The organism is Rhizobium sp. Root1334 (genome assembly GCF_001426665.1).
Classification (GTDB): domain Bacteria; phylum Pseudomonadota; class Alphaproteobacteria; order Rhizobiales; family Rhizobiaceae; genus Pararhizobium.
Map to the genome: position 1 here is coordinate 38,408 of NZ_LMEY01000030.1, position 21,533 is coordinate 59,940.

Here is a 21,533-nt window from a genome sequence, read left to right on the forward strand (position 1 = left end):
GAGACCTTTGCCGTTCGTAGGGAAACTATCCGCCCGGGTTTCCGGATTCTGTATACGTCAATTAACGTAGTCGCCGGGGCGAAGTGTGCACTGCAATACAGCTGGGACGACATTCACCGGACGCCCGTGGCAAGCGGTTCCGCGTTCGCCGTCCCTGCGGTGAAAACAAATCCCCATCCCCAAATCAATCGGCATCTCGCACTTGCAAAAAATCGTAGACCGGAGGACATTGCCCAATCATTGATCACATAAAGAACGGGAATATAAATTAGGCATGACCGCACGCCAGCGCATCATCCCGGTCCGCCGCGAATACAATCGCTGGGTCGCCAACCAGACGCTGGAAGACTACGCGCTGCGGTTCACCGCCAAGAGCGCCCGGCAATTCTCCTCGCAGCGCATTTCGCAGACGGCGATCGGGGCGATCTCGTTTCTGGCGCTGGAGGCGATCGGCGGCGCCATCACGCTGTCCTACGGCACCACCAATGCCATCATCGCCATTCTCGTCGCCAGCCTCGTCATGCTCGGCGTCGGCCTGCCGATCAGCCGCTATGCCATCCGCCACGGCGTCGATATCGACCTTTTGACGCGCGGCGCCAGCTTTGGTTATATCGGCTCGACGATCACGTCGCTGATCTACGCCTCGTTCACCTTCATGCTGTTTGCCATCGAAGCCTCGATCATGTCGGCGGCGCTGGAGCTGGCACTCGGCATCCCCGTCTGGATCGGCTATATCATCAGCGCCGTTATGGTCATCCCGCTGGTGACCCATGGTGTCCGGCTGATCAGCAAGTTTCAGCTTTTGACCCAGCCGTTCTGGATCATCCTCAATATCGCACCCTTTACCTTCATCGCGCTGGCCGACTGGAGCAAGTTCGACCTCTGGCTTGCCTTTCCCGGCACCAGCAAGCCATTCGGCGAACCCGGTACGCTCGCACCGTTCTCGCTGCTGGAATTTGGCGCAGCCTCCGCCGTTATCCTCGCCCTGATGGCGCAGATCGGCGAGCAGGTGGATTTCCTCCGCTTCCTGCCGCCGGAAGGCCAGCGCAAGCTGCATCACCGGCTTGCCGTATTCCTGGCCGGCGCCGGCTGGGTAATCGTCGGCGCGCCGAAGCTGCTGGCGGGTTCGTTCCTGGTCGTCCTCTGTCTCAGCGCCGGCGTTCCGGTCGAGGATGCCGCCGACCCCGCGCATATGTACCTGACAGCGTTCGGCTACATGATCCCGTGGCACAATGCGGCGCTGTTGCTGATGGCCGCCTTCGTCGTCGTGTCGCAGCTGAAGATCAACGTCATGAACGCCTATGCAGGCTCGCTCGCCTGGTCGAATTTCTTCTCCCGCCTCACCCATAGCCATCCCGGCCGCGTCGTCTGGCTGATGTTCAATGTGGCCATCGCGCTGCTGTTGATGGAACTCGGCATCTACAAGCTCTTGGAAGAAACGCTCGGCATCTTCTCGATCATCGCCATGGCCTGGCTATGCACGATCTCCGCCGATCTGTTCATCAACAAGCCGCTGGGGCTGGCACCACCCAACATCGAGTTCAAGCGCGCCCATCTCTACGATATCAACCCAGTCGGCACTGGTGCCATGACGGCATCGGCGCTGATCGCGTTGACGGCGCATTTCGGCGTGTTTGGCGCCATGGCCGCGTCGCTTGCGCCCTATATCGCGCTGATCACCGCCTTCCTCGTCTCGCCCACCATCGCCTGGGTGACAAAGGGCAAATATTACCTGGCCCGCAAGCCGCGCCAGAGCTGGAAGACGCTATCGACCGTTACCTGTTCGATCTGCGAACACCCGTTCGAGCCGGAGGACATGGCCTGGTGCCCTGCCTATTCCGCGCCGATCTGCTCGCTGTGCTGCTCGCTCGACAGCCGCTGCCACGACATGTGCAAACCGCATGCGCGCTTCAACGCGCAGACAGCGGTGGCGGCCAAGGCCTTGCTGCCGCAAAAGGTGATGGAAACGCTGTCCACCCGGCTCGGCCGATATGGCATCGCCGTCGTTCTGTCGGTTGCCGGTATCGGTATCATTCTGGCGATGATCGCCCATCAGACCGGCACGGCCTCGCCGGAGACAGCCTCGGTGATCAACCGCACCGTCGGCGTGGTCTTTTTCGTTTTTGCCGTGGTGACCGGGGTCGTCTGCTGGTTTTACGTGCTGGCGCATGACAGCCGCCTGGTGGCCGAGGAAGAATCCTCGCGCCAAAATACCCTGCTGCTCAAGGAAATCGCCGCCCACAAGAAGACCGACGCCGCCCTGCAATATGCCAAGGAGACGGCGGAGGCCGCCAACCGGGCCAAGAGCCGTTATGTGGTTGGCCTCAGCCATGAGCTGCGCACGCCGCTCAACGCCGTGCTCGGCTATGCCCAAATTCTCGAGCGCGACGAAACGATACCCGCCCCACGCCAGTCGGCGATCAAGGTCATCAAGCGCAGCGCCGATCATCTCTCCGGCCTCATCGACGGCCTGCTGGATATTTCCAAGATCGAGGCGGGGCGCCTGCAGGTCTATTCCAACGAGATCAATATCCAGGATTTCCTCGACCAGATCACCGATATGTTCCGCCCGCAAGCGCAGGCCAAAGGGCTGTTTTTCGAGCACGAACGCGCAAGCGCCCTGCCGCAATATGTCCGCACCGACGAGAAGCGCCTGCGCCAGATTCTCGTCAACCTGCTCTCCAATGCCATAAAATTTACCGATACCGGCACCATCCGTTTCGACGTCGCCTATCGCAGCCAGGTGGCGGCCTTCACGGTCTCCGACACCGGCCGCGGCATATCACAGGCCGACCTGCCGCGGATCTTCGAACCCTTCCAGCGCGGCGAGGCCGAGCATATCCGGCCGATGCCCGGCCTTGGCCTCGGCCTGACAATCACCCGGCTTTTGACCCAGACACTCGGCGGCGAGATCGTCGTCGATAGCGAGCGCGACAAGGGGTCGACCTTCCGGGTGCGGCTAATGCTGTCGGCGATCAATCGCCCGGCCGCCACCCTTCCCTCGGTCCGCAAGATCGCCGGCTACGCCGGACCACGCCGCACCATCGTCGTGGTCGATGACAACGAGGATCATCGCGACCTGATGCGCGAAGTGCTGATGCCGCTCGATTTCGTCGTGCTGACGGCTGCCGGTGGCATGGAATGCCTGACCTTGATCGAGGGGATCAAACCTGACCTTTTCCTCATCGACATCTCGATGCCCGGTATGAACGGCTGGCAATTGGTCACACGGCTGCGCGATCATGAACAAACGGCGCCGGTCATCATGGTGTCGGCCAATATCGGCGACGGCACGGCCGCCGACACCCATACGGGCCACAACGATACGTTGGCCAAACCCTTCGATATCCGCCAGTTGCAGGACAAGCTGGCGGTGCATCTGACCCTAGAATGGATCTATCGCGACACGGTGCAACCGGCGTTCAAGGCCAAGCCCAAACGCACCATGACGAACCCCGGCGCTGCCCATGTCGAGGAACTGATCCGGCTCGGTGAAATCGGCTATGTCCGGGGTATCGAGGCCAAACTCGCCGATCTCGCCCGGCAGGAGGAAAACCAGCCGTTTACCGATGCGGTCAAGACCTATGTCCAAGCTTTCGACCTTGCCGGCTATGCCGACTTCCTGCAGAACATCAACAAACAGGGGGGATCGGCCGGTGAATGAAGCAGTGCATCCGCGCGATATCGTGCTCATCGTCGACGATTCCCCGGAAACACTGGGTTTTCTCACCGACGCACTGGAGCAATCCGGCTTCTCCGTGCTGATCGCCACCTCTGGAAATGCGGCCATCAATGTCGTCGACCGCATCACGCCGGACGTCATCCTGATGGATGCCGTCATGCCCGGCATGAACGGCTTTGAAACCTGCCGGACACTGAAGACCAATCCGTCCGTGGCGCAGGTGCCAGTGATTTTCATGACCGGGCTGACCGAAACCGAACACATCGTCCACGCACTCGAATCCGGCGGCGTCGATTACCTCTCCAAGCCGATCAATATCGACGAACTGCGCGCCCGTATCCGCGTTCATCTCGCCAATGCGCGCTCGGCACAAAGCGCCCGGGTGGCGCTGGACGCGGCAGGGCGGCATCTGCTTGCCGTGCGCAGCAATGGCACCATCCAGTGGTCGACACCGCAGGCGACCCGCCTTGTCAATGCTGCAACAGGCCGCGACGACGGCCTGGATACGCTGGCGGTGCATATTTGCGGCTGGTTGCAGGAACGTGAAAAACACGGGGTATCCAAGGATGGCCCGCTGATGATCCATCAGAACGGACAGCCGGTATTGCAACTCGCCTATCTCGGAGCAATCGGCGGTGACGAATTCCTGTTCCGGCTGACCGGCGTCAGCCAAACCAGCGACGACGAAATCCTTCGACAGAATTTCTTACTGACGGTGCGCGAGGGGCAGGTCCTGCTCTGGATCGCCAAGGGCAAATCCAATCGCGATATCGGCGAGATTCTTGGCCTGAGCGCCCGCACCGTCAACAAGCATCTGGAACAGATCTATGTGAAGCTCGGCGTTGAAAATCGGGCGTCTGCGGCTGTGAAGGCCGCAAACGCGTTGCGCCAGGAATAGTCGATCAAGCAACCTTGTCGGGCGGCTCCCGGCCTTCGAAGAACGCGGTGATATTCTCCACCACTTTCATGCCCATGGCCGTGCGCGTTTCTTCGGTCGCACTGCCAAGATGCGGCAGGAGAACGACGTTCTCCAACGCCCGTAGGCGCTCCGGAACATTCGGTTCCGCCTCGAAGACATCCAGCCCTGCGCCCCGAATCGTGCCGGTTTCCAGCGCCGTAACCAACGCAGTCTCATCCACCACATCGCCGCGTGCCGTGTTGATCAGATAGGCGCCCGGCTTCATCACTGCCAGCCGCTGCGCATTGATCAAATAACGGTTTTCGCCGCCGCCCGGGCAGTGCAGCGACACAAAATCGGCAGCCGCCAACACGTCCTCCACGGTATCCAATTGCCGTGCGCCATAGCGTGCGGCTTCCACCGGATCGATCTTCGATCTGTTGTAAAAAACCACGTCCATATCGAACCCGAAATGGCAGCGCTTGGCCATCGCCTTGCCGATCCGCCCGAAGCCGATGATGCCCAGCGTCTTTCCAGTTACCTTAGTCCCGATCATGTGCGTTGGCCGCCAGCCGGTCCATTGTCCGGCACGAACCTCCCGCTCACCTTCCCCCGCCCGGCGCGCCACCGAAAGCAGCAGCGACATGGCGATATCGGCCGTGCAATCGGTCAGTACCCCCGGCGTGTTGGTGACGGTTATCCCGTAATGTTCTGCCGCCGCGATAGCGATGTGATTGTAACCGACACCAAAATTCCCCAGGATTCGGGTGCGCAGATCGCCCTCTTCAAACAGCGACGCTGGCAGACGGTCGGACACCGTCGGCAACACGGCATCAAACGATTGAAGCGCCTCGGCAAGAGCTTTGGCATCCATAGCAACATCCGAGGTGTTGAATGATGCGTCGAACCGTTCGGCAAGCACACGCTCGACGGCATCCGGCCAGCGCCGGGTCACAAGAATGCGTGGTTTTCCGTTCATGGTCTGCTCCGATTCAAAACTTCAAATCAGACATCTAACACAGGACGGCCCGCGATCCAGCCGCTGGTTTGTTGAAACAGACTTGCCAAAAACGGCAACCGGCGATGACGCATGCCGAATGCAAAAAGGCCCGGCAATGCCGAGCCTTTCGCAGTCCAGAAGGACTATCAGTGCTCACCTGAGAACGATTATTTGTCGTTTTCGAAGTAGCTGTACTTGCCGTCGTCACCCTTCTTCCAGGTGTACATGACGTAGTCCGGACGGGTGATGTCGCCCTTTTCGTCATAGCCGAACTCGCCGATAACGGTCTTGAACGGACCCTTGCCCTTGATGTTCTCGGCAACAGCCTGCGGATCGTTGCCGCCGGTGGTCTTGGCAGCTTCAGCGATAACCTGCAGAGCGGAGTAGGAGTAGAGCGTGTAGGCTTCCGGCTCAAAACCGTTGGCACGGAACTTCTCAACGAGCTCCTTTGCAGCCGGGTTCTTGCGCGGATCCGGAGCGAACGTCATCAGCGTGCCGTTGACTGCGTCACCAGCGATCGAAGCAAGTTCGTTCGAGACGATGCCGTCGCCGGACATCAGGGTTGCCTTCAGGCCCTGGTCAGCCATCTGGCGCATGATCAGGCCAGCTTCCGTGTGCAGACCGCCGTAGTAAACCAGCGATACACCGGCTTCCTTCATCTTGGCGATCAGAGCCGAGAAGTCCTTGTCGCCAGCGGTGATGCCTTCGTAGACGGCTTCCTTGACGCCGGCTTCGTTCATCGCAGCCTTGGTCAGGTCAGCAAGGCCCTGGCCGTAAGGCGTCTTGTCGTGAACGACGGCAACCTTGGCGTCCTTGAAGTTTGCAGCGATGTAAGCACCGGCAACAGCACCCTGCTGGTCGTCACGGCCGCAGGTACGGAAGGTGTTCCACAGGCCGCGTTCGGTGAAGACCGGGTTGGTGGATGCAGGAGTGATCTGCAAGATGCCGTTTTCAGCATAGACTTCCGAAGCCGGGATCGAGACGCCGGAGTTGAAGTGGCCGATTACGAATTTGACGCCGTCAGCAACAAACTTGTTGGCAACGGAAACGCCCTGCTTCGGATCGGAAACGTCGTCGCCGAGCACGATCTTGATCTGTTCGCCATTGATACCACCGGCAGCATTGATGTCTGCTGCGGCCTGCTCAGCACCCTTCTGGAGCTGTGCGCCGAAGGCTGCGTTCGGACCCGTCAGCGGGCCAGCAACACCAACCAGCAGGTCAGCCCATGCAGTGCCGCTGAAAGCGACCATTGCAGTCAGCGCAACAGCTGACAAAAGTGACTTTTTCATCTTGTTACTCCCAAAAAAATTGAGCGGGTGCCTTTTTAAACCAGTCACGATACCCACCATAATCGCGCCGGTATTCTTATCTCCGTGCCAGTATCAAAGGCTCTGACGCGGGGTTCCCTCTGTCATTTTGACTTCCACGAGAAAGGCGACACCTTCTCGTAAAGCCAGTAGTAATTGTTGGTCATCTGCTGCGTACGGTAGTAACGATAACCAGCCGTAGCAAACAGCAAAAGAATGATCGTGTCCACGACATAGTACTGTAAAGTCAACATGCTGCCGTTGAAAAGCGCATGATGGATGAACCGGATCGCCACACCCAGAAGTAGCGTATAGAATACCAGGACCCGGTAGCCGCTCCAGCCTTCGGCCGCACTCTTTCCGGTGCGCCACGCCGTCCATCCACCCATCACGATGGTGATCAGCGCGAAGTACAGAACCGAGGGTTCTTCGTAGAGAATGCCTTGCATTCCGTTTCTCCCCTTCAAAGCGCCGTGCGATTTTCAAACCGCATGCGAACGCTCCAATATATCGGATAGGCAAACCGGCCCGGCTCCAAGGAAACCTCTGACGCGGGCCGGAATGCCATCAATGATGACCGCCTTCGAGATAGGCGGCGCGCACTTCCGGATTGGCCAGCAACTCCTTGCCGCCGCCGCTCATCGTCACCTTGCCGTTGACCATGACGTAACCACGGTGCGACAGCTTCAGGGCGGCAAAGGCATTCTGCTCGACGAGGAATACCGTCAGGCCTTCCTCTTCATTGAGCTTCTTGATCGCGGCAAAGATGCCCTTGACGATCAGCGGCGCCAGACCAAGCGAAGGCTCGTCGAGAAGCAGCAGTTTCGGACGTGCCATCAGCGCGCGGCCGATCGACAGCATCTGCTGCTCGCCGCCCGAAAGCGTTCCACCGCGCTGCGCCTGGCGCTCCTTGAGGCGCGGAAACAGCGTGAAGATCTTTTCCACGTCCTCGTTGAAATATTTCAGATTGTCGAGGCTGGCGCCCATCTGAAGATTTTCATAAACCGTCATGCGCGGAAATATCCGCCGTCCTTCCGGCGACTGGGCGATCCGCAGCCGCGCGATCTCATGCGTCGGCATCCGGGTGATGTCCTGCCCGTCAAAAATAACCGAGCCGGTTTTGGCCTGCGGGCTGCCGCAGATCGTCATCATCAGTGTCGACTTGCCGGCACCGTTGGCGCCGATCATGCAGACGATTTCGCCACGCTTGACTTCCACCTCGACGCCCGCAAGCGCTCTGATGTTGCCGTAATAAGTCTCGACGTCTTTTACATGCAGAAGGTTACCGCTCATTTGTGCGTATCTCCCGGCGCAACTTCGGCGATTTCCTCGATCTGTTCGATCACCTCTTCGACCTCATCATCTTCAACGCCGAGATAGGCCGCAATAACCTTCGGATCGTTCTTCACATGGTCCGGATTGCCATCCGAAATCTTCTGACCGTATTCCAGGACGACGACATGGTCGGAAATTTCCATGACCACGGACATGTCGTGCTCGATCAGCAGGATTGAGGTTCCGGTATCCTTGCGGATTGAGCGCAACAACTCGTTGAGCGCCAGCGATTCGCGCGGATTGAGTCCAGCTGCCGGTTCGTCGAGGCAGAGGAATTCGGGCCCGGTGCACATCGCGCGGGCAATTTCCAGACGGCGCTGGGCGCCGTAAGGCAGATCGCCCGCCGGATCGTCGGCCCGGTCAATCAGGTTTGCCTTGTCGAGCCAATATTTTGCCTGTTCGATCGACTGCGCCGCCGCCCGCTTGTAGGCAGGAAATCCAAGAAGGCCGAGAACCGTGTAGCCCGATGCCAGCATCAGCTTGTTATGCTGCGCAACCAGGAGGTTTTCCAGAACCGTCAGGCCCGAGAAAAGCCGGATATTCTGGAACGTACGAGCCACCTTGGCGTCGCGGTTGACCTCGAAATCCGACATGCGCTCGAGCAGGTATTCCTTGCCCGCCTTCTGCCGCATCGTGATCATGCCCATCGTCGGCTTGTAGAAGCCGGTGATGCAGTTGAACACCGTGGTCTTGCCGGCCCCGTTCGGGCCGATCAGTGCAGTGATGTCGCCACGATAGGCTTCGAACGACAGGTCGTTGATGGCCATCAGGCCGCCGAAGCGCATCGACAAATGGTCGACTTTGAGGATTGGATCTTTCGTCATCGTATTCGTTCCGGCCATGATCAACCGTGACCTTCCTTGGTGAAGCTGCCGGAGACATTCTTGCGCTCTCGCAGGAATGCCGTGGGTTCGCGCGAGCCGACAAAGCCGCGTGGTTTCCACACCATGACAATGATCATGGCCAGGCCGAAGATCAGCATGCGATAGAGTTCCGGGGTAAAATCAGGCCCGAAGATATGTTTCAGGAATTCCATTTCACGCAGCAACTCGGTGCCACCGATCATCAGCGTCGCCGCAACAGCGATACCGATCAGCGAGCCCATGCCGCCCAGAACCACGATGGCAAGAATGATAGCCGATTCCAGGAAGACGAAGCTTTCCGGCGAGACGAAGCCCTGGCGAACGGCGAAGAAGGAGCCGGCAAAGCCACCGAACATGGCACCCGTTGCGAATGCCGTGAGCTTGGTCGTCACCGTATTGATGCCGAGCGAGCGGCAGGCGATCTCGTCTTCGCGCAATGCTTCCCAGGCACGGCCGATCGGCATGCGGCGCAGACGGATCGTCACGAAGGCTGTCAGCAGGCAGAGCGCCAGGATCAGGTAGAACAGGAAGATTTTGTAGTATGCCGACGACATCGGCAACCCGAATACCTTGGCGAAATTGTTCGATGCACTGACATCGAACGACCAGATACCGAAAACCGAGGCCTTGGCGATACCGGAGATACCGAAGGTACCCTTGGTAACGGCGGTCCAGTTGATCAGAACCAGCCGGATGATTTCGCCGAAGGCGAGCGTCACGATCGCCAGGTAATCGCCCTTCAGACGCAGAACCGGGAAACCGAGGATCATGCCCCAGAGAGCCGCAAAAATGCCGGCCATCGGCAACAGGACCCAGAACGACAGACCGAAGTAAGACGACAGCAATGCGTAGGAATATGCACCGACAGCATAGAAGGCGACATAACCGAGATCAAGAAGGCCCGCGAGGCCAACAACGATGTTCAAGCCCCAGGCCAGCATCACGTAGATCAGAATCTGGATGCCGAAATTATCGACCCATTTCAACGAGCCCTGGAAGCCGAAAATGGCGACCATGATCGGCGGATAGACAAGCAGGACCGCGACCGCGATCATGCTGAAGTTGCGCGTCACGAAGCCGGGTTCCTTCACGCCTGCACTGGCCTTTGAAGCCTTGCGCTCAGCGAGATAGGGACGGATGAAGGCCACCGACAGGAAGCGTCCAACCGCGGCGATGGCGACGAAAACCGCCAGCAATCCCCAGCGTTGAACGAGGACCAACTCGTTCAGGATGTTCTGGTCGGTCTTCAGGCCGACGAACAGAACGAACAGGCCAAGGGCGACGAGGCCCGCATAAAACGCCTCGCGCAGAGCCCGCGCCATCAGATTGCTGCCGGCGCTCTCAGGTGTGTTGGTAATGTTTGCCATTGAATTATACCTTCTCGACTTCCGGCCGACCCAGAATACCAGACGGCTTGAAAATCAGCACGATGGCGAGGATCGAGAATGTCGCGACATCCTTGTAGTCGATGGTGAAATAGGCAGACCACAGAGACTCGATGAGCCCGATCATCAGACCGCCCAGCACAGCTCCCGGCAGTGAGCCGATGCCACCCAGAACCGCGGCCGTGAAGGCCTTGACGCCCGGCGTGAAGCCATCCGTGAAGACGATGACACCATAATACATCAGGTACATGGTTCCGGCGACAGCAGCCAGCGCCGCGCCCATGACGAAGGTGATCGAGATGGTTTTGTCGACGTCGATGCCCAGCAATGCCGCCATCTTGCGGTCCTGCTCGGTGGCGCGCTGCGCACGGCCAAGCGGCGTGTGGTTGACGATATACCAGAAGATCGTCAGCAGAACCGCAGTCACCACAACAATGATGATCTGTTTCAACGAGATCGAGATGCCGAAAACATTGTAAACCGACGACACCAGCGGCGGGATCGGCTTGTTGCGCGGGCCTTGCGTCACCTGAATGAAGTTCGACAGAGCGATGGACATGCCGATCGCGGTAATCAGTGGCGCGAGGCGAAACGAACCGCGTAGCGGGCGGTAAGCCATCTTCTCAATGACCCAGTTCCACAACCCGGTCATCAGCATCGCCACGATGATCATGACGAAAAGGGCAAGTGCGATCGGAACACCGCCGAACAAACCCACAAGAACCAGGTAAACAATAAGTGCTGCGAAACCGCCAAGCATGAAGATATCGCCGTGAGCGAAGTTCACCATGCCGATAATGCCGTAAACCATTGTATAACCAATGGCAATCAAACCGTAAATAGAGCCAAGAGTCAGCCCGTTGACGAGCTGCTGGACAAAATACTCCATCAATATCCCCCGGGTCTGATCCTAGTAGGTCAGACCTCTTCTTTTCGTGGCTCTTTCTGAGCCTTTTCGATAGAGGATTCCATAATGCTTTCAGACCAAAAGTGAAGCTTAAAATGATGCTTTCCTGAATTTCTTTCCCATTTTAGTGATATTGACGCTTAAACAGTCGAAAAATCAAAAATAGTGCAGTTTACGCCCTGTTTTTGGGCATAAGACCGTGAATTATACGGTTAAACATGGCCTCGCCCCGGCGAGCGCGTTCAACGCCAGCCGGGTCTATGAAATGCCGCGACTGCAATCGAACGGTCAGGATCGCATGCGCGAACCGTTGGCATCGAAAAGCGGCTGCATCTGCAGGCGGGCGGGCAGCATCTCGCCCAGCAATTCAACTTGCCACCCCTCGACCTCATCCGCAACCTCCTTTGGAACATAGCCTATCGCCACCGAAACACCGGACGCATGGGCATAGCCGCCCGATGTCACCCAGCCACAGACCTTGCCGTTCAGCGAGATCGGCTCGTCGCCGATCACATCAGCGTCCCTGGCCTCGATGATGAAAGTGCGTAGCCGCAAGGTGCCGCCTTCGGCCTTTTCCCTGGCCGCCGCCTGCTTGCCGATGAAGTCAGCATCCTTCTTCAGGGCAACGAATCGCCCGAGCCCGGCTTCGAATGGCCCGTAAAGCGGGCGGTATTCGCGCGACCAGCTGCCGAAGGATTTTTCGACTCGCAGCGCGTTAAGCGCCCGCAGCCCAAACGGCCTGATATCAAATTCTGCACCAGCCCCCATGATCAGGTCGTAGAGATAGCGCTGATATTCCGGCTTCATCCAGATTTCATAACCGAGATCGCCGGTGTAGCTGACACGGCCGACGATTGCAGGCGCCATGCCGAGATCCATCCGGCGGATATCCATGAAGGCAAAGGCCTCGTCGGACATATCGAGATGCGTCAGCTTGGAAATCAGCGCACGGGAATTGGGGCCGGCAATCGACAGCCCGACCAACTGCAGGTTCAACGCTTTCAGCGTCACCGAGCCGCCCTTCGGCAGATGGCTCTCGAACCAGCGCATATGGTAATCTTCCGCAATGCCTGAGCCGATCAGCAGGAAATCCCCTTCCCCGAGCTTTGCCAGCGTGAAGTCGCCGATCAGCTTGCCGTCGTCCTTCAGCATCGGCGCCAGCGACATCCGGCCAATAGCCGGGATGCGGCAGGTCAGCATGTGGTCGAGCCAGGCTTCCGCGCCCTTGCCGGTGATCGTGTATTTGGCAAAGCCGGAGGTCTCCATCACACCAACGCTGTTCCGCACAGCCTTGGCTTCGGCACCCACAACGTCGAAATCGTTGGAGCGGCGCCAGGAGAATTTGTCCTCCTCGCCCTTCGGCGCGAACCACAGCGGCGCTTCCAGCCCATAGGAGGCCCCGAAGACGGCACCTGCGTCCTTCAGCTTGTCGTAGATCGGCGTGGTCAGGAACGGACGCGCACCCGGCAATTCTTCGTTCGGATAGCGGATCGAGAAGCGGCGGGAATAGTTTTCGCGCACCTTGGCATTGGTGAAGCCGAGCGTGGCGAAATCGCCGTAACGCGAGACGTCCATGGCAAACACGTCAAAGCCCGGGTCGCCATAGATAATCCAGTTGGCCAGCGCCAGACCGACGCCACCGCCCTGGCTAAACCCGGCCATGACGGCGCAGGCCGACCAGTAGTTGGTGAGGCCACGCACCGGGCCGACGAGCGGGTTGCCGTCCGGCGAGAAGGTGAAGGGGCCGTTGATGATCTTCTTGATGCCGGCATTGTTGAAGGCCGGGAAGTGGCGGAAACCGACTTCGAGTTCAGGCGTGATACGCTCGATATCCTCGGCCAGCAATTCATGGCCGAAGTCCCATGACGTGGTGATCGGCGACCACGGGCGGCAGGCCTTTTCATAGGTACCCATCAGCATGCCATTGCGTTCCTGGCGCAGGTAAATCTCGCCATCGAAATCGACGCAATGCATCAGTTCCTTGCCGCGCGTCTGGTTGAATTCGATGACTTCCGGCATGTCCTCGGTGATGAGATACATGTGCTCCATGGCCAGCACCGGCAGTTCCAGCCCCGTCATGCGGCCAACCTCGCGTGCCCACAGACCAGCGGCGTTGACGACATGCTCGGCGATGATCTCACCCTTGTTGGTGATCACCCGCCATGAGCCGTCCTCCAGCTGGACAAGATCCTCCACCTTGGTGTGCAGGTAGATATCAGCGCCGTTCTTCTTGGCGGATTTGGCATAGGCATGGGTGGTGCCATAGGGATCGAGATGGCCCTCGACCGGATCGAACACGGCGCCAACGAACTGCGTGGGATCAAGCAGCGGCATCAGCTCATGCGCTTCCTTCGGCGTCAAAAGCTCGGCTTCCAGCCCCATATATCGGCCCTTGGCAAGGATCGACTTCATCCAGTCGAACCGCTCCTTGGTTGCCGCCAGCATCATGCCGGACGTCATGTGGAGGCCGATGTCCTGGCCGGAATACTCCTGGATTTCCTTGTAGAGTTCGACCGTATATTTCTGCAGCTTGGCGACGTTCGGATCGCCATTAATCGTGTGCATGCCGCCGGCCGCATGCCAAGTGGAACCGGAGGTGAGTTCCGAGCGCTCCAGAAGTACCACATCGGTCCAGCCGAACTTCGTCAGATGATAAAGGATCGAGCAACCGACGACGCCGCCGCCGATAACGACGACCCTGGCATGGCTTTTCATGGATATTCTCCGGTTTCGGGATTGCTTGCGAAAAGCATCCCGCTCAGTTAAGCGAAATCTTGGCTGTCGAAACCGTACCGGCAAAGCCGCCGCTGTGAAAGATATCCCTGCGAACAGGTCTTGCCCATTCCCGCCATCGGCTACTTCAGGAGCGCCGTAAAAACGTCATGCGATGCCGCTTTTATCCCCGGACGGAGAAACCGGCGGAGAGATCGAATTCCCGGCCCATCACTTTCAGATCATCGAAGAGCGCGACGGCGAAGCTGCGCATGACGATCAGCTCGAATTCGTTCTCACCGGTGCGGGCCAGATTGACGCTGATATGGCCGCAAAGCACATTGACGGATGTCCCGGTCTCGAAGATCGCCGGATGCAGATCGGTGGCAATGCCCTTGGCAAGGATCCGCCGGACATTGGGGCCGGACAGCCTGAAAACGACGCGGCCATCGCTCTGATCGACAATGTAGGCCGTCTCTGCCAAAAGCAGGGACAAATTGCGATGCAGGCTTTCCGCCGTTTGCGGCTGCGACACAGCCAGCCACTCGCCGGGTCCCGAAAAGCGGGCTGACGCATCGCCCGAAGCAGCCAATCCAGCAGCCACAGAAGCCTCCTCGCCGTCCATAGCCATAACCGAAACGATTGCGACAACGCGCGGAATATCCAGATGGTCAACCGCGCGAATGCCCGGTTCCAGCGGCAGCAGATCATCCAGGGGATGGCGGGAAATATAGGTTCTGCTCATGTCCGCATCCGCCTCAGGAGTTCAGTTTCGTGTTGCCGGGATCGACGAAGACAGGATTGCAGATTTCCGCCACCGTCTCGGCGCCTGCCAGCTTGTCCCAGACGACGACCCGTTCGCCATAGCGCTCGCGGCCCGATTTGAGGAAGGCCAGCGCGATATCGTGTCCAAGCGTCGGCGAGAAGCAGGCGGAGCTGACATACCCCTGATCGTTCAGTGTCGATGGCTTTGCACCCTCGCGCAACAGATGCGCTCCGGCGCGGATATGCTGGTCCGTTTCCACCGGCTTCAATCCAACCATCTGCATGCGGTCGGCGGCCGTCAGACCGTAACGGGTCGAAAGCCGCTTGCCGATGAAGTCCTGTTTCTGCGCCGAGACCATACGGCCGAAGCCTGCATCGTCAGGCGTTACCCGGCCATCGAATTCGGCATGCGTGACGTGTCCCTTTTCGATGCGCAGAACGTTCAGGGCCTCCAGCCCGTAAGCACAAATCCCATGCGCCCTGCCCTCTTCCATGATGGCATCGGCAACGGCCTCACCAAGCCCCGCAGGCACCGCAAGCTCATAGGCCAATTCACCCGAAAACGAGATCCGGAACAACCGCGCCTTCAGTCCGCCCCTCAGGGTGACGGTACCGGCGGCAAGGAACGGAAAGGCCGCGTCGGAAATATCATCCTCGACCAGCGTTTGCAGGACCAGGCGCGCCTTCGGCCCAGCAATCGCCATCTGCGCCCATTGATCGGTCGAGGAGCAGAAGCGCACCTTGAGATCCGGCCAATGCACCTGCGCGCAATATTCCATATGGGACATGACGCCGCCGGCCAGCGCCGTGGTGGTAGTCATGACAAAATGCTCGTGCGACAACCGGCTGGTCGTGCCATCGTCATAGACCATGCCATCCTCGCGCAACATCAAGCCGTACCGTGCCTTGCCGACCGGCAGCTTCAAAAACGGATTGCAGTAAAGCCGATTGAGAAATTCCGCAGCGTCCGGCCCGAAGATCTCGATCTTGCCGAGCGTCGAGACATCGCAGAGACCCACATTTTCTCTGATAGTGAGGACTTCCCGGTCGGTGCTTTCGCGCCAGGTCTTTTCGCCACCGCGCGAAAAATAGGCGGGGCGGAACCACAGGCCGGAATCGACGAACACGGCACCGTTTCGCTGTGCCCAACCATGCAACGGCGATTTGCGCACCGGCGCGGCATGCTCGTCGCGCGATGTTCCCGCCAATGCGCCGAAGGCGACCGGCGTGTAGAACGGCCGGAACGTGGTCGTGCCGACATCGGCCGGACTGATGCCCTGCATCGCGGCCAGAAGGCCAGTGGCATTGATGCCGGAGAGCTTGCCCTGATCGGTCGCCATGCCGTTTGTCGTGTAACGCTTGGCATGCTCGACATGGCCAAAGCCCTCTCGCAGGGCAAGCCCGATATCCCTGACGTGGACATCGTTCTGGAAATCGACAAAGGCCTTTGCCTTGGCGCCCGGCGAATACCACAGCGCCGTAAACGAGGGATCGATTTCGCCTTCGACGGCAGGCGCCGTGTGGGAAACGGCCGAAAATCCGAGATCGGCAGCGAGAACCGCCGCTTTGTCCGCACCGTCCTTCAGACAGCCAGCCAAAGTGTAGCGCCCCGCCGCGGCCCCGGCGACAACAAGCCCATTGCCAACGTCCGGCGCCAGAAACGTCTTCAAATCCTCGGACCAGACGGCCTTGGCTCCGCGCTGGCAGGCAAGATGGATAATCGGGTTCCAGCCGCCGGACATGCCGATCGCATCGCAGGCAATCGTCTGCTCGAAGCCCGAGCGCTCTACCACGACACCGGCTACGCGCTGACGCCCCTTGGTGTCGATGACCGACGCCGATCGAATGACCCGAACGCCGTCCGGCGCACGATCAGAACCATCAGCGCGGCTGTCGATGATCGCAGCAATGTCGACACCATGCGCCGTAAGATCAGCGGCTGTGCGGTAACCGGCGCTGCCATTGGTGAAAATTGCCACCGATTTTCCGGCCGCCACACCGAAGCGGTTGGCATAGGTGCGCATGGCGCCGGCCATCATCACACCCGGCTTGTCATTGCCGCCGAAGACCAGCGGCCGTTCCTCGGCACCTGTCGCCAGCAACGCCCGCTTTGCGATGATCCGCCAAAGCCGTTCGACCGGCAGTTTCGCCTGCGGCAGCGCCACATGCTTCTGCACCCGCTCGACCGCGCCAAACACATTGTCATCGTACCAACCGAAAACAGTGGTGCGCGGCATCATCGTCACATTTGGCAAGGAACGGAGTTCCGCGAGGACCCTCTCGGCAAAATCCTGCGCAGAAGCGTCGCCGATCCGCGCAGTCTCGCCAAGCAGCGAACCGCCCAGCCTGAAATCCTCGTCCGCCAAAATGACCCGCAAGCCCGCGCGGCCAGCGGCAAGCGCCGCCATCAACCCCGTGGGGCCAGAGCCGACAACCAGCAGGTCGCAATGCGCCCAGCATTTTTCATAGGCCTGCGGATCGCGTTCAAGCACTGCGCGTCCAAGCCCTGCCGCCTTGCGGATGATGGGCTCATAGATCTTCTCCCAGAAGGCCGCCGGCCACATGAACGTCTTGTAGTAGAAACCTGCTCCAAGAAACGGCGACAACAGGCCGTTGACGGCGCCGATATCGTATTTCAGCGATGGGAACCGGTTCTGGCTGCGGGCGTCCAGACCGGAATAAAGTTCGGCAACCGTTGCCTTGGTGTTCGGGTCACTATCCGCGCCCTTGCCGACGGTGACGAGCGCATTCGGTTCGGACGGCCCGGCGGTGACGATGCCGCGTGGCCGGTGATATTTGAAGCTGCGGCCGACCAGAAGCTGATCATTGGCAAGCAACGCAGAGGCGAGCGTATCGCCCGAAAATCCGGTCAGGTTCCGGTTATCGAACCGGAAATCGAGAGGCGCACTGCGATCGACCAGACCGCTGGAGGCAAGGCGATACGCTGTCATCGGCCAGCCTCCCGCGCAACAGTGGCAGCGGCAGCATCCGTGACGGAAAACACCTCATGGGTGAATGTATCGCGCTCGACCACCAGCCAGCGGCGGCAACCGGCAACATGCTGCCAATGCTCGCGGTAGCGGCCGCGCGGATTGCTGCGGATATGGACGTAATCGTTCCAGGCCTCGTCGGACGCTTCCGGATCGGGGCGGACCAGCGACGCGTCGCCGCGGATCGAAAACTCTTCCTTCGGCCGGACGCCGCAATGCGGGCAGTGAATGAGGCTCGCCATGCTTTTCAGATCTCAATGCAGGTTGGGCTGTGGACCAGCGCCGTGTTCATCGATGGGATAGCCGCGTTCGAAGCGATCGAGGCGCAGAAAGCGGGCGACGGGATGGGTTTCGTTCTTGGCGATCAGATGCGCAAAACACCATCCGGATGCCGGCGTCGCCTTGAAGCCGCCGTAGCACCAGCCACAGTTCAGATAGAGATTGTCGATGGGCGTGTGGCTGATGATCGGCGAGCCGTCCATGCTCATGTCCATGACGCCGCTCCAGGAGCGGAGCACACGCACCCGCGACAGGCCGGGGATCATCGTCACCCCTTCTTCCATCACGTGCTCGACCGTCGCCAGATTGCCGCGCTGGGCATAGGAATTATAACCGTCGATCTCGGCGCCGAAAACAAGGCCGCCCTTGTCCGACTGGGAAATGTAGAAATGCCCGGCGCCATAGGTGATAACATGATTGATAGCAGGTTTCAGTCCTTCAGTAACAAAGGCCTGAAGGACGTGGCTTTCGATCGGCAGCTTCAGGTCGGCCATCTCTCCGACGCGCGAGGTGTTGCCGGCTGCCGCCAGCCCGAGCTTGCCGCAACCGATGAAACCTCTGGATGTCTCGACGCCGGTGACGACGCCGTTGTCGCGGCGGATGCCAGTGACTTCGCAATTCTGGATGAGATCGACACCAAGACGATCGGCGGCGCGGGCATAACCCCAGGCCACGGCATCATGACGCGCCGTGCCGCCGCGCTTCTGTAACAGACCACCCATGATCGGAAAGCGGGCATGATCGAAATTCAGGAAGGGCAACATTTTCTTCAAGGCGGCGCGGTCGAGCAACTCGGCCGGAACACCCTCCATCCACATGGCATTGCCGCGGCGGATATAGGCATCGCGCTGGCCGTCATTGTGGTAGAGGTTGATGATGCCGCGCTGTGACAGCATGGCGTTGTAGTTGAGGTCCTGCTCCATACCTTCCCAGAGCTTCATCGAAAACTCGTAGAACGGCTCGTTGCCGGGCAGCATGTAGTTGGAGCGCACGATGGTGGTGTTGCGGCCGACATTGCCAGAGCCGAGATAACCCTTTTCCAGCACCGCGATGTTCTTGAGGCCGAATTCTTTCGCGAGATAATAGGCTGTCGCCAGCCCATGGCCGCCACCGCCAACGATGATCACGTCATAGTATGGCTTCGGTTCCGGCTGGCGCCAGGCCGGCTTCCAGTTGACGTTGCCCGTCAGCGCGTTCTTAACGATGGAGAATGCCGAATAACGCATGCCAGTCCCAGTTCCACCCATCCTGTTGCAGTGCAATCGCAGCTCTACCGCACCAGCGCAAAAGACACAGTGCCAAATGCGGCACAGTCGGCAAAATTTCACGCGCGAATCTTGAAAAGACCGGTAAGGAATGCGGATGTATGATGCGCGTTCCGGACGTTGAAATTCAACGTCCGTGAAAAACTCGGAGACGATAGCCGTGGATGGCTGCAAGGCACAGGAAGCACAGATGCTCGACATTCTGGAAGGAGCGGCGGTGGCTGCGGGGAAAGCGATCCTCGACGTCTATCACGCCGGACCGGAAGTCAGCTACAAGGCCGACAGTTCCCCCGTCACCGATGCCGACGAGAGCGCCGAAAAGATCATCCTCGACATTTTGGCAGCCGCCTTCCCCGATATCCCCGTCGTGGCCGAGGAGGCCGTCGCTGCGGGCCACGTCCCCGATATCGAAGGAAAATCCTTCTTCCTGGTTGATCCACTCGACGGCACCAAGGAATTTGTCTGCCGCAATGACGATTTCACCGTCAACATCGCCCTGATCGAAAAAGGCGAACCGGTTGCCGGTGTCGTCTATGCACCCGCGCTCGGCATTCTCTATGCAGCCAACCGCAACAAGGCTAAAAAGGCCGTCGTTACCGGCCAAAACGATATCGGTCCGCCAACGATCATTGGCTGCCGCAGCCGTGGTGACCGGCTGGTGGCACTGGCAAGCAAGCATCACAATAGCCAGGAAACCGTCTCCTACCTGACCGAGCATGGCATCACCGATTATGAAGCGATCGGCTCTTCGCTGAAATTCTGTCTTCTCGCCGAAGGACTGGCCGATATCTATCCGCGGCTGAGCCGGACGATGGAATGGGATACCGCTGCAGGTGACGCCGTCCTGCGCGCCGCCGGCGGCGAAACCGTGACCATGGATGGCAATCCGCTCACCTACGGCAAACGCAACCAAGCATCCGACGCCGATTTCGCCAATCCGCATTTTGTCTCGCGCGGCAAGGACTGACTCCTGCCAGCGGCCCCTGTGGGGAATTGGCGGGCATACGCGGCCTTAATCTCCCTTTTAAAACAACGATACGGCAGCCTCCGCATCCCCTGCATTCCATCAGCGGCTACCCTTCTCCTCACCGCAAAGGAGAACGGACCCGATGAGCGAAACAACCGTCAACCTGGAACTGCCCTATATCCTGCCGTCGCAGGCTCAAAAGCACGTCACCCATAATGAAGCCCTGCAGCGCCTCGATGCGCTGACACAACTGACGATCATCGCTTCGCTCTCGACCCCGCCCTCGGATCCGCAGGAGGGAACGTGTTTCAATGTCACGGCATCACCCACGGCAGCGTGGGCCGGAAAGAGCGGCAAGCTTGCCTTCCGCCAGGATGGCGACTGGATTTTCATCACGCCGAAGGATGGCTGGCGCGGCTGGTTTACGGCCGAAGACAAGCTGAAGATTCACAACGGCACCGACTGGGCAACCTTCGACGCGATCGGCACGCCCGCGTTTCTCGGCATCAACACCGCCGCCGACAGCACCAACCGGCTCGCTGTCGCAGCCGCTGCCACACTGCTGACCCATAACGGCAACGGACATCAGGTGAAGGTCAACAAGGCGGCGGCGTTCGACACGGCAAGCCTGCTGTTCCAGTCGGGCTGGTCCGGCCGGGCGGAAATGGGGCTTGCCGGATCGGACGAGTTTGCCATCAAAGTCAGTCCTGATGGATCCACCTGGAAATCGGCGCTGGTGATCACCGGTCACGGACAGGTCAGCATGCCGCAGCGGCCATTGGCGCGTGCCACGCTCGGCGGCGGTCTGCAGATGCCGGCTTCCGGTTCGCAAACCGGCTTTTCCATCCTGAACATCAATCAGGGCGGCTTCACCCTCGGCGCCGCCGCCACGGGTAGCGGCAATCGGCTCGTCGTGCCTGTTTCAGGCCCCTATCTCATTTGCCTCGGCGTCGAGGCCAATCCGGCGGGCACCTTTTCCGTAACCGTTAAGGTCAACGGCACGACGGTTGTCGCCAGCATCAACGACAACGATGCGGCTGCCTCATCCTACGGCAACTGCGCCATCGGTATGGCGATCCTCAACGCCGGCGACTGGCTGGTGCTGGAACATACGGGAACCACACCGCTCGATTTTGCCTATGACAAGACCGAGCTGACGGTGGTGATGCTGTAAAACG

General features: G+C 59.6%; 16 protein-coding genes. 4 read left to right on the forward strand and 12 right to left on the reverse strand.

The features are described 5' to 3' along the window. The first annotated feature begins 274 nt into the window (after window positions 1-274). The gene (locus ASD36_RS27465) at window positions 275-3,664 is read left to right on the forward strand and encodes an ATP-binding protein (protein WP_060505917.1); all 3,390 of its coding nucleotides are present in this window, start codon (window positions 275-277) and stop codon (window positions 3,662-3,664) included. Next, window positions 3,657-4,580, forward strand: a complete 924-nt coding sequence (locus ASD36_RS27470; protein WP_060505918.1) for a response regulator — start codon at window positions 3,657-3,659, stop codon at window positions 4,578-4,580. Before ASD36_RS27465 ends, ASD36_RS27470 begins: the two co-directional genes overlap by 8 nt. Window positions 4,581-4,584: 4 nt before the next feature. On the opposite strand, the gene ASD36_RS27475 is transcribed toward ASD36_RS27470, so the two are convergent. The 12 genes from ASD36_RS27475 to ASD36_RS27530 all read right to left on the reverse strand — a co-directional run bounded on the left by ASD36_RS27475 (window position 4,585) and on the right by ASD36_RS27530 (window position 19,349). Next, on the reverse strand, window positions 4,585-5,559 hold the full coding sequence (locus ASD36_RS27475) for a D-glycerate dehydrogenase (RefSeq protein ID WP_060505919.1): 975 nt from the start codon (window positions 5,557-5,559) through the stop codon (window positions 4,585-4,587). A gap of 188 nt (window positions 5,560-5,747) precedes the next feature. Then, a complete protein-coding gene (locus tag ASD36_RS27480) occupies window positions 5,748-6,869 on the reverse strand; it encodes a branched-chain amino acid ABC transporter substrate-binding protein (protein WP_060505920.1) in 1,122 nt (373 codons plus the stop codon). 122 nt (window positions 6,870-6,991) lie between these two features. Continuing rightward, window positions 6,992-7,336 carry a DUF6867 family protein gene (locus ASD36_RS27485; RefSeq protein WP_060505921.1) on the reverse strand — a complete coding sequence of 115 codons (345 nt, stop codon included), beginning with the start codon at window positions 7,334-7,336 and terminating at the stop codon, window positions 6,992-6,994. A gap of 118 nt (window positions 7,337-7,454) precedes the next feature. Continuing rightward, window positions 7,455-8,180 (reverse strand): ABC transporter ATP-binding protein, encoded by a 726-nt coding sequence (locus ASD36_RS27490; protein ID WP_060505922.1) that lies wholly within the window; start codon window positions 8,178-8,180, stop codon window positions 7,455-7,457. Further along, window positions 8,177-9,067 carry an ABC transporter ATP-binding protein gene (locus tag ASD36_RS27495; RefSeq protein ID WP_162246396.1) on the reverse strand — a complete coding sequence of 297 codons (891 nt, stop codon included), beginning with the start codon at window positions 9,065-9,067 and terminating at the stop codon, window positions 8,177-8,179. Before ASD36_RS27495 ends, ASD36_RS27490 begins: the two co-directional genes overlap by 4 nt. Then, a complete protein-coding gene (gene livM, locus ASD36_RS27500) occupies window positions 9,067-10,452 on the reverse strand; it encodes a high-affinity branched-chain amino acid ABC transporter permease LivM (protein WP_060505924.1) in 1,386 nt (461 codons plus the stop codon). The genes ASD36_RS27495 and livM overlap by 1 nt, the downstream gene beginning before the upstream one ends. A 4-nt stretch (window positions 10,453-10,456) precedes the next feature. Continuing rightward, complete coding sequence (locus tag ASD36_RS27505) at window positions 10,457-11,359, reverse strand: branched-chain amino acid ABC transporter permease (RefSeq protein WP_060505925.1); 903 nt, start codon at window positions 11,357-11,359, stop codon at window positions 10,457-10,459. A gap of 306 nt (window positions 11,360-11,665) precedes the next feature. Next, complete coding sequence (locus ASD36_RS27510) at window positions 11,666-14,092, reverse strand: FAD-dependent oxidoreductase (protein ID WP_060505926.1); 2,427 nt, start codon at window positions 14,090-14,092, stop codon at window positions 11,666-11,668. Window positions 14,093-14,273: 181 nt separating this feature from the next. Beyond that, complete coding sequence (locus ASD36_RS27515; RefSeq protein WP_060505927.1) at window positions 14,274-14,834, reverse strand: sarcosine oxidase subunit gamma family protein; 561 nt, start codon at window positions 14,832-14,834, stop codon at window positions 14,274-14,276. A gap of 13 nt (window positions 14,835-14,847) precedes the next feature. After that, entirely contained in the window at window positions 14,848-17,805 is a 2,958-nt protein-coding gene (locus tag ASD36_RS27520; protein ID WP_060505928.1) for a sarcosine oxidase subunit alpha family protein, read from the reverse strand. Beyond that, window positions 17,802-18,086: a sarcosine oxidase subunit delta gene (locus ASD36_RS27525; protein WP_060505929.1), complete on the reverse strand. Its 285-nt coding sequence runs from the start codon at window positions 18,084-18,086 to the stop codon at window positions 17,802-17,804. The genes ASD36_RS27520 and ASD36_RS27525 overlap by 4 nt, the downstream gene beginning before the upstream one ends. Window positions 18,087-18,098: 12 nt before the next feature. Next, complete coding sequence (locus tag ASD36_RS27530) at window positions 18,099-19,349, reverse strand: sarcosine oxidase subunit beta family protein (protein ID WP_060505930.1); 1,251 nt, start codon at window positions 19,347-19,349, stop codon at window positions 18,099-18,101. A 229-nt stretch (window positions 19,350-19,578) separates the two neighbouring features. On the opposite strand from ASD36_RS27530, the gene cysQ reads away from it, so the two are divergent. Both cysQ and ASD36_RS27540 read left to right on the forward strand, forming a co-directional pair. Beyond that, window positions 19,579-20,355 carry a 3'(2'),5'-bisphosphate nucleotidase CysQ gene (cysQ, locus tag ASD36_RS27535; protein WP_060506087.1) on the forward strand — a complete coding sequence of 259 codons (777 nt, stop codon included), beginning with the start codon at window positions 19,579-19,581 and terminating at the stop codon, window positions 20,353-20,355. A 142-nt stretch (window positions 20,356-20,497) separates the two neighbouring features. Beyond that, window positions 20,498-21,529 (forward strand): DUF2793 domain-containing protein, encoded by a 1,032-nt coding sequence (locus ASD36_RS27540; protein ID WP_060505931.1) that lies wholly within the window; start codon window positions 20,498-20,500, stop codon window positions 21,527-21,529. Window positions 21,530-21,533: the final 4 nt, after the last annotated feature.

Bases quoted from the DNA above. Each gene is read 5' to 3' on its own strand.
- ASD36_RS27510 (WP_060505926.1), bottom strand. From the start codon at position 14,092: ATGAAAAGCCATGCCAGGGTCGTCGTTATCGGCGGCGGCGTCGTCGGT.
- ASD36_RS27490 (WP_060505922.1), bottom strand. From the start codon at position 8,180: ATGAGCGGTAACCTTCTGCATGTAAAAGACGTCGAGACTTATTACGGC.
- ASD36_RS27525 (WP_060505929.1), bottom strand. From the start codon at position 18,086: ATGGCGAGCCTCATTCACTGCCCGCATTGCGGCGTCCGGCCGAAGGAA.
- ASD36_RS27475 (WP_060505919.1), bottom strand. From the start codon at position 5,559: ATGAACGGAAAACCACGCATTCTTGTGACCCGGCGCTGGCCGGATGCC.
- livM (WP_060505924.1), bottom strand. From the start codon at position 10,452: ATGGCAAACATTACCAACACACCTGAGAGCGCCGGCAGCAATCTGATG.
- ASD36_RS27465 (WP_060505917.1), top strand. From the start codon at position 275: ATGACCGCACGCCAGCGCATCATCCCGGTCCGCCGCGAATACAATCGC.
- ASD36_RS27480 (WP_060505920.1), bottom strand. From the start codon at position 6,869: ATGAAAAAGTCACTTTTGTCAGCTGTTGCGCTGACTGCAATGGTCGCT.
- cysQ (WP_060506087.1), top strand. From the start codon at position 19,579: ATGCTCGACATTCTGGAAGGAGCGGCGGTGGCTGCGGGGAAAGCGATC.
- ASD36_RS27530 (WP_060505930.1), bottom strand. From the start codon at position 19,349: ATGCGTTATTCGGCATTCTCCATCGTTAAGAACGCGCTGACGGGCAAC.
- ASD36_RS27520 (WP_060505928.1), bottom strand. From the start codon at position 17,805: ATGACAGCGTATCGCCTTGCCTCCAGCGGTCTGGTCGATCGCAGTGCG.
- ASD36_RS27485 (WP_060505921.1), bottom strand. From the start codon at position 7,336: ATGCAAGGCATTCTCTACGAAGAACCCTCGGTTCTGTACTTCGCGCTG.
- ASD36_RS27505 (WP_060505925.1), bottom strand. From the start codon at position 11,359: ATGGAGTATTTTGTCCAGCAGCTCGTCAACGGGCTGACTCTTGGCTCT.
- ASD36_RS27540 (WP_060505931.1), top strand. From the start codon at position 20,498: ATGAGCGAAACAACCGTCAACCTGGAACTGCCCTATATCCTGCCGTCG.
- ASD36_RS27515 (WP_060505927.1), bottom strand. From the start codon at position 14,834: ATGAGCAGAACCTATATTTCCCGCCATCCCCTGGATGATCTGCTGCCG.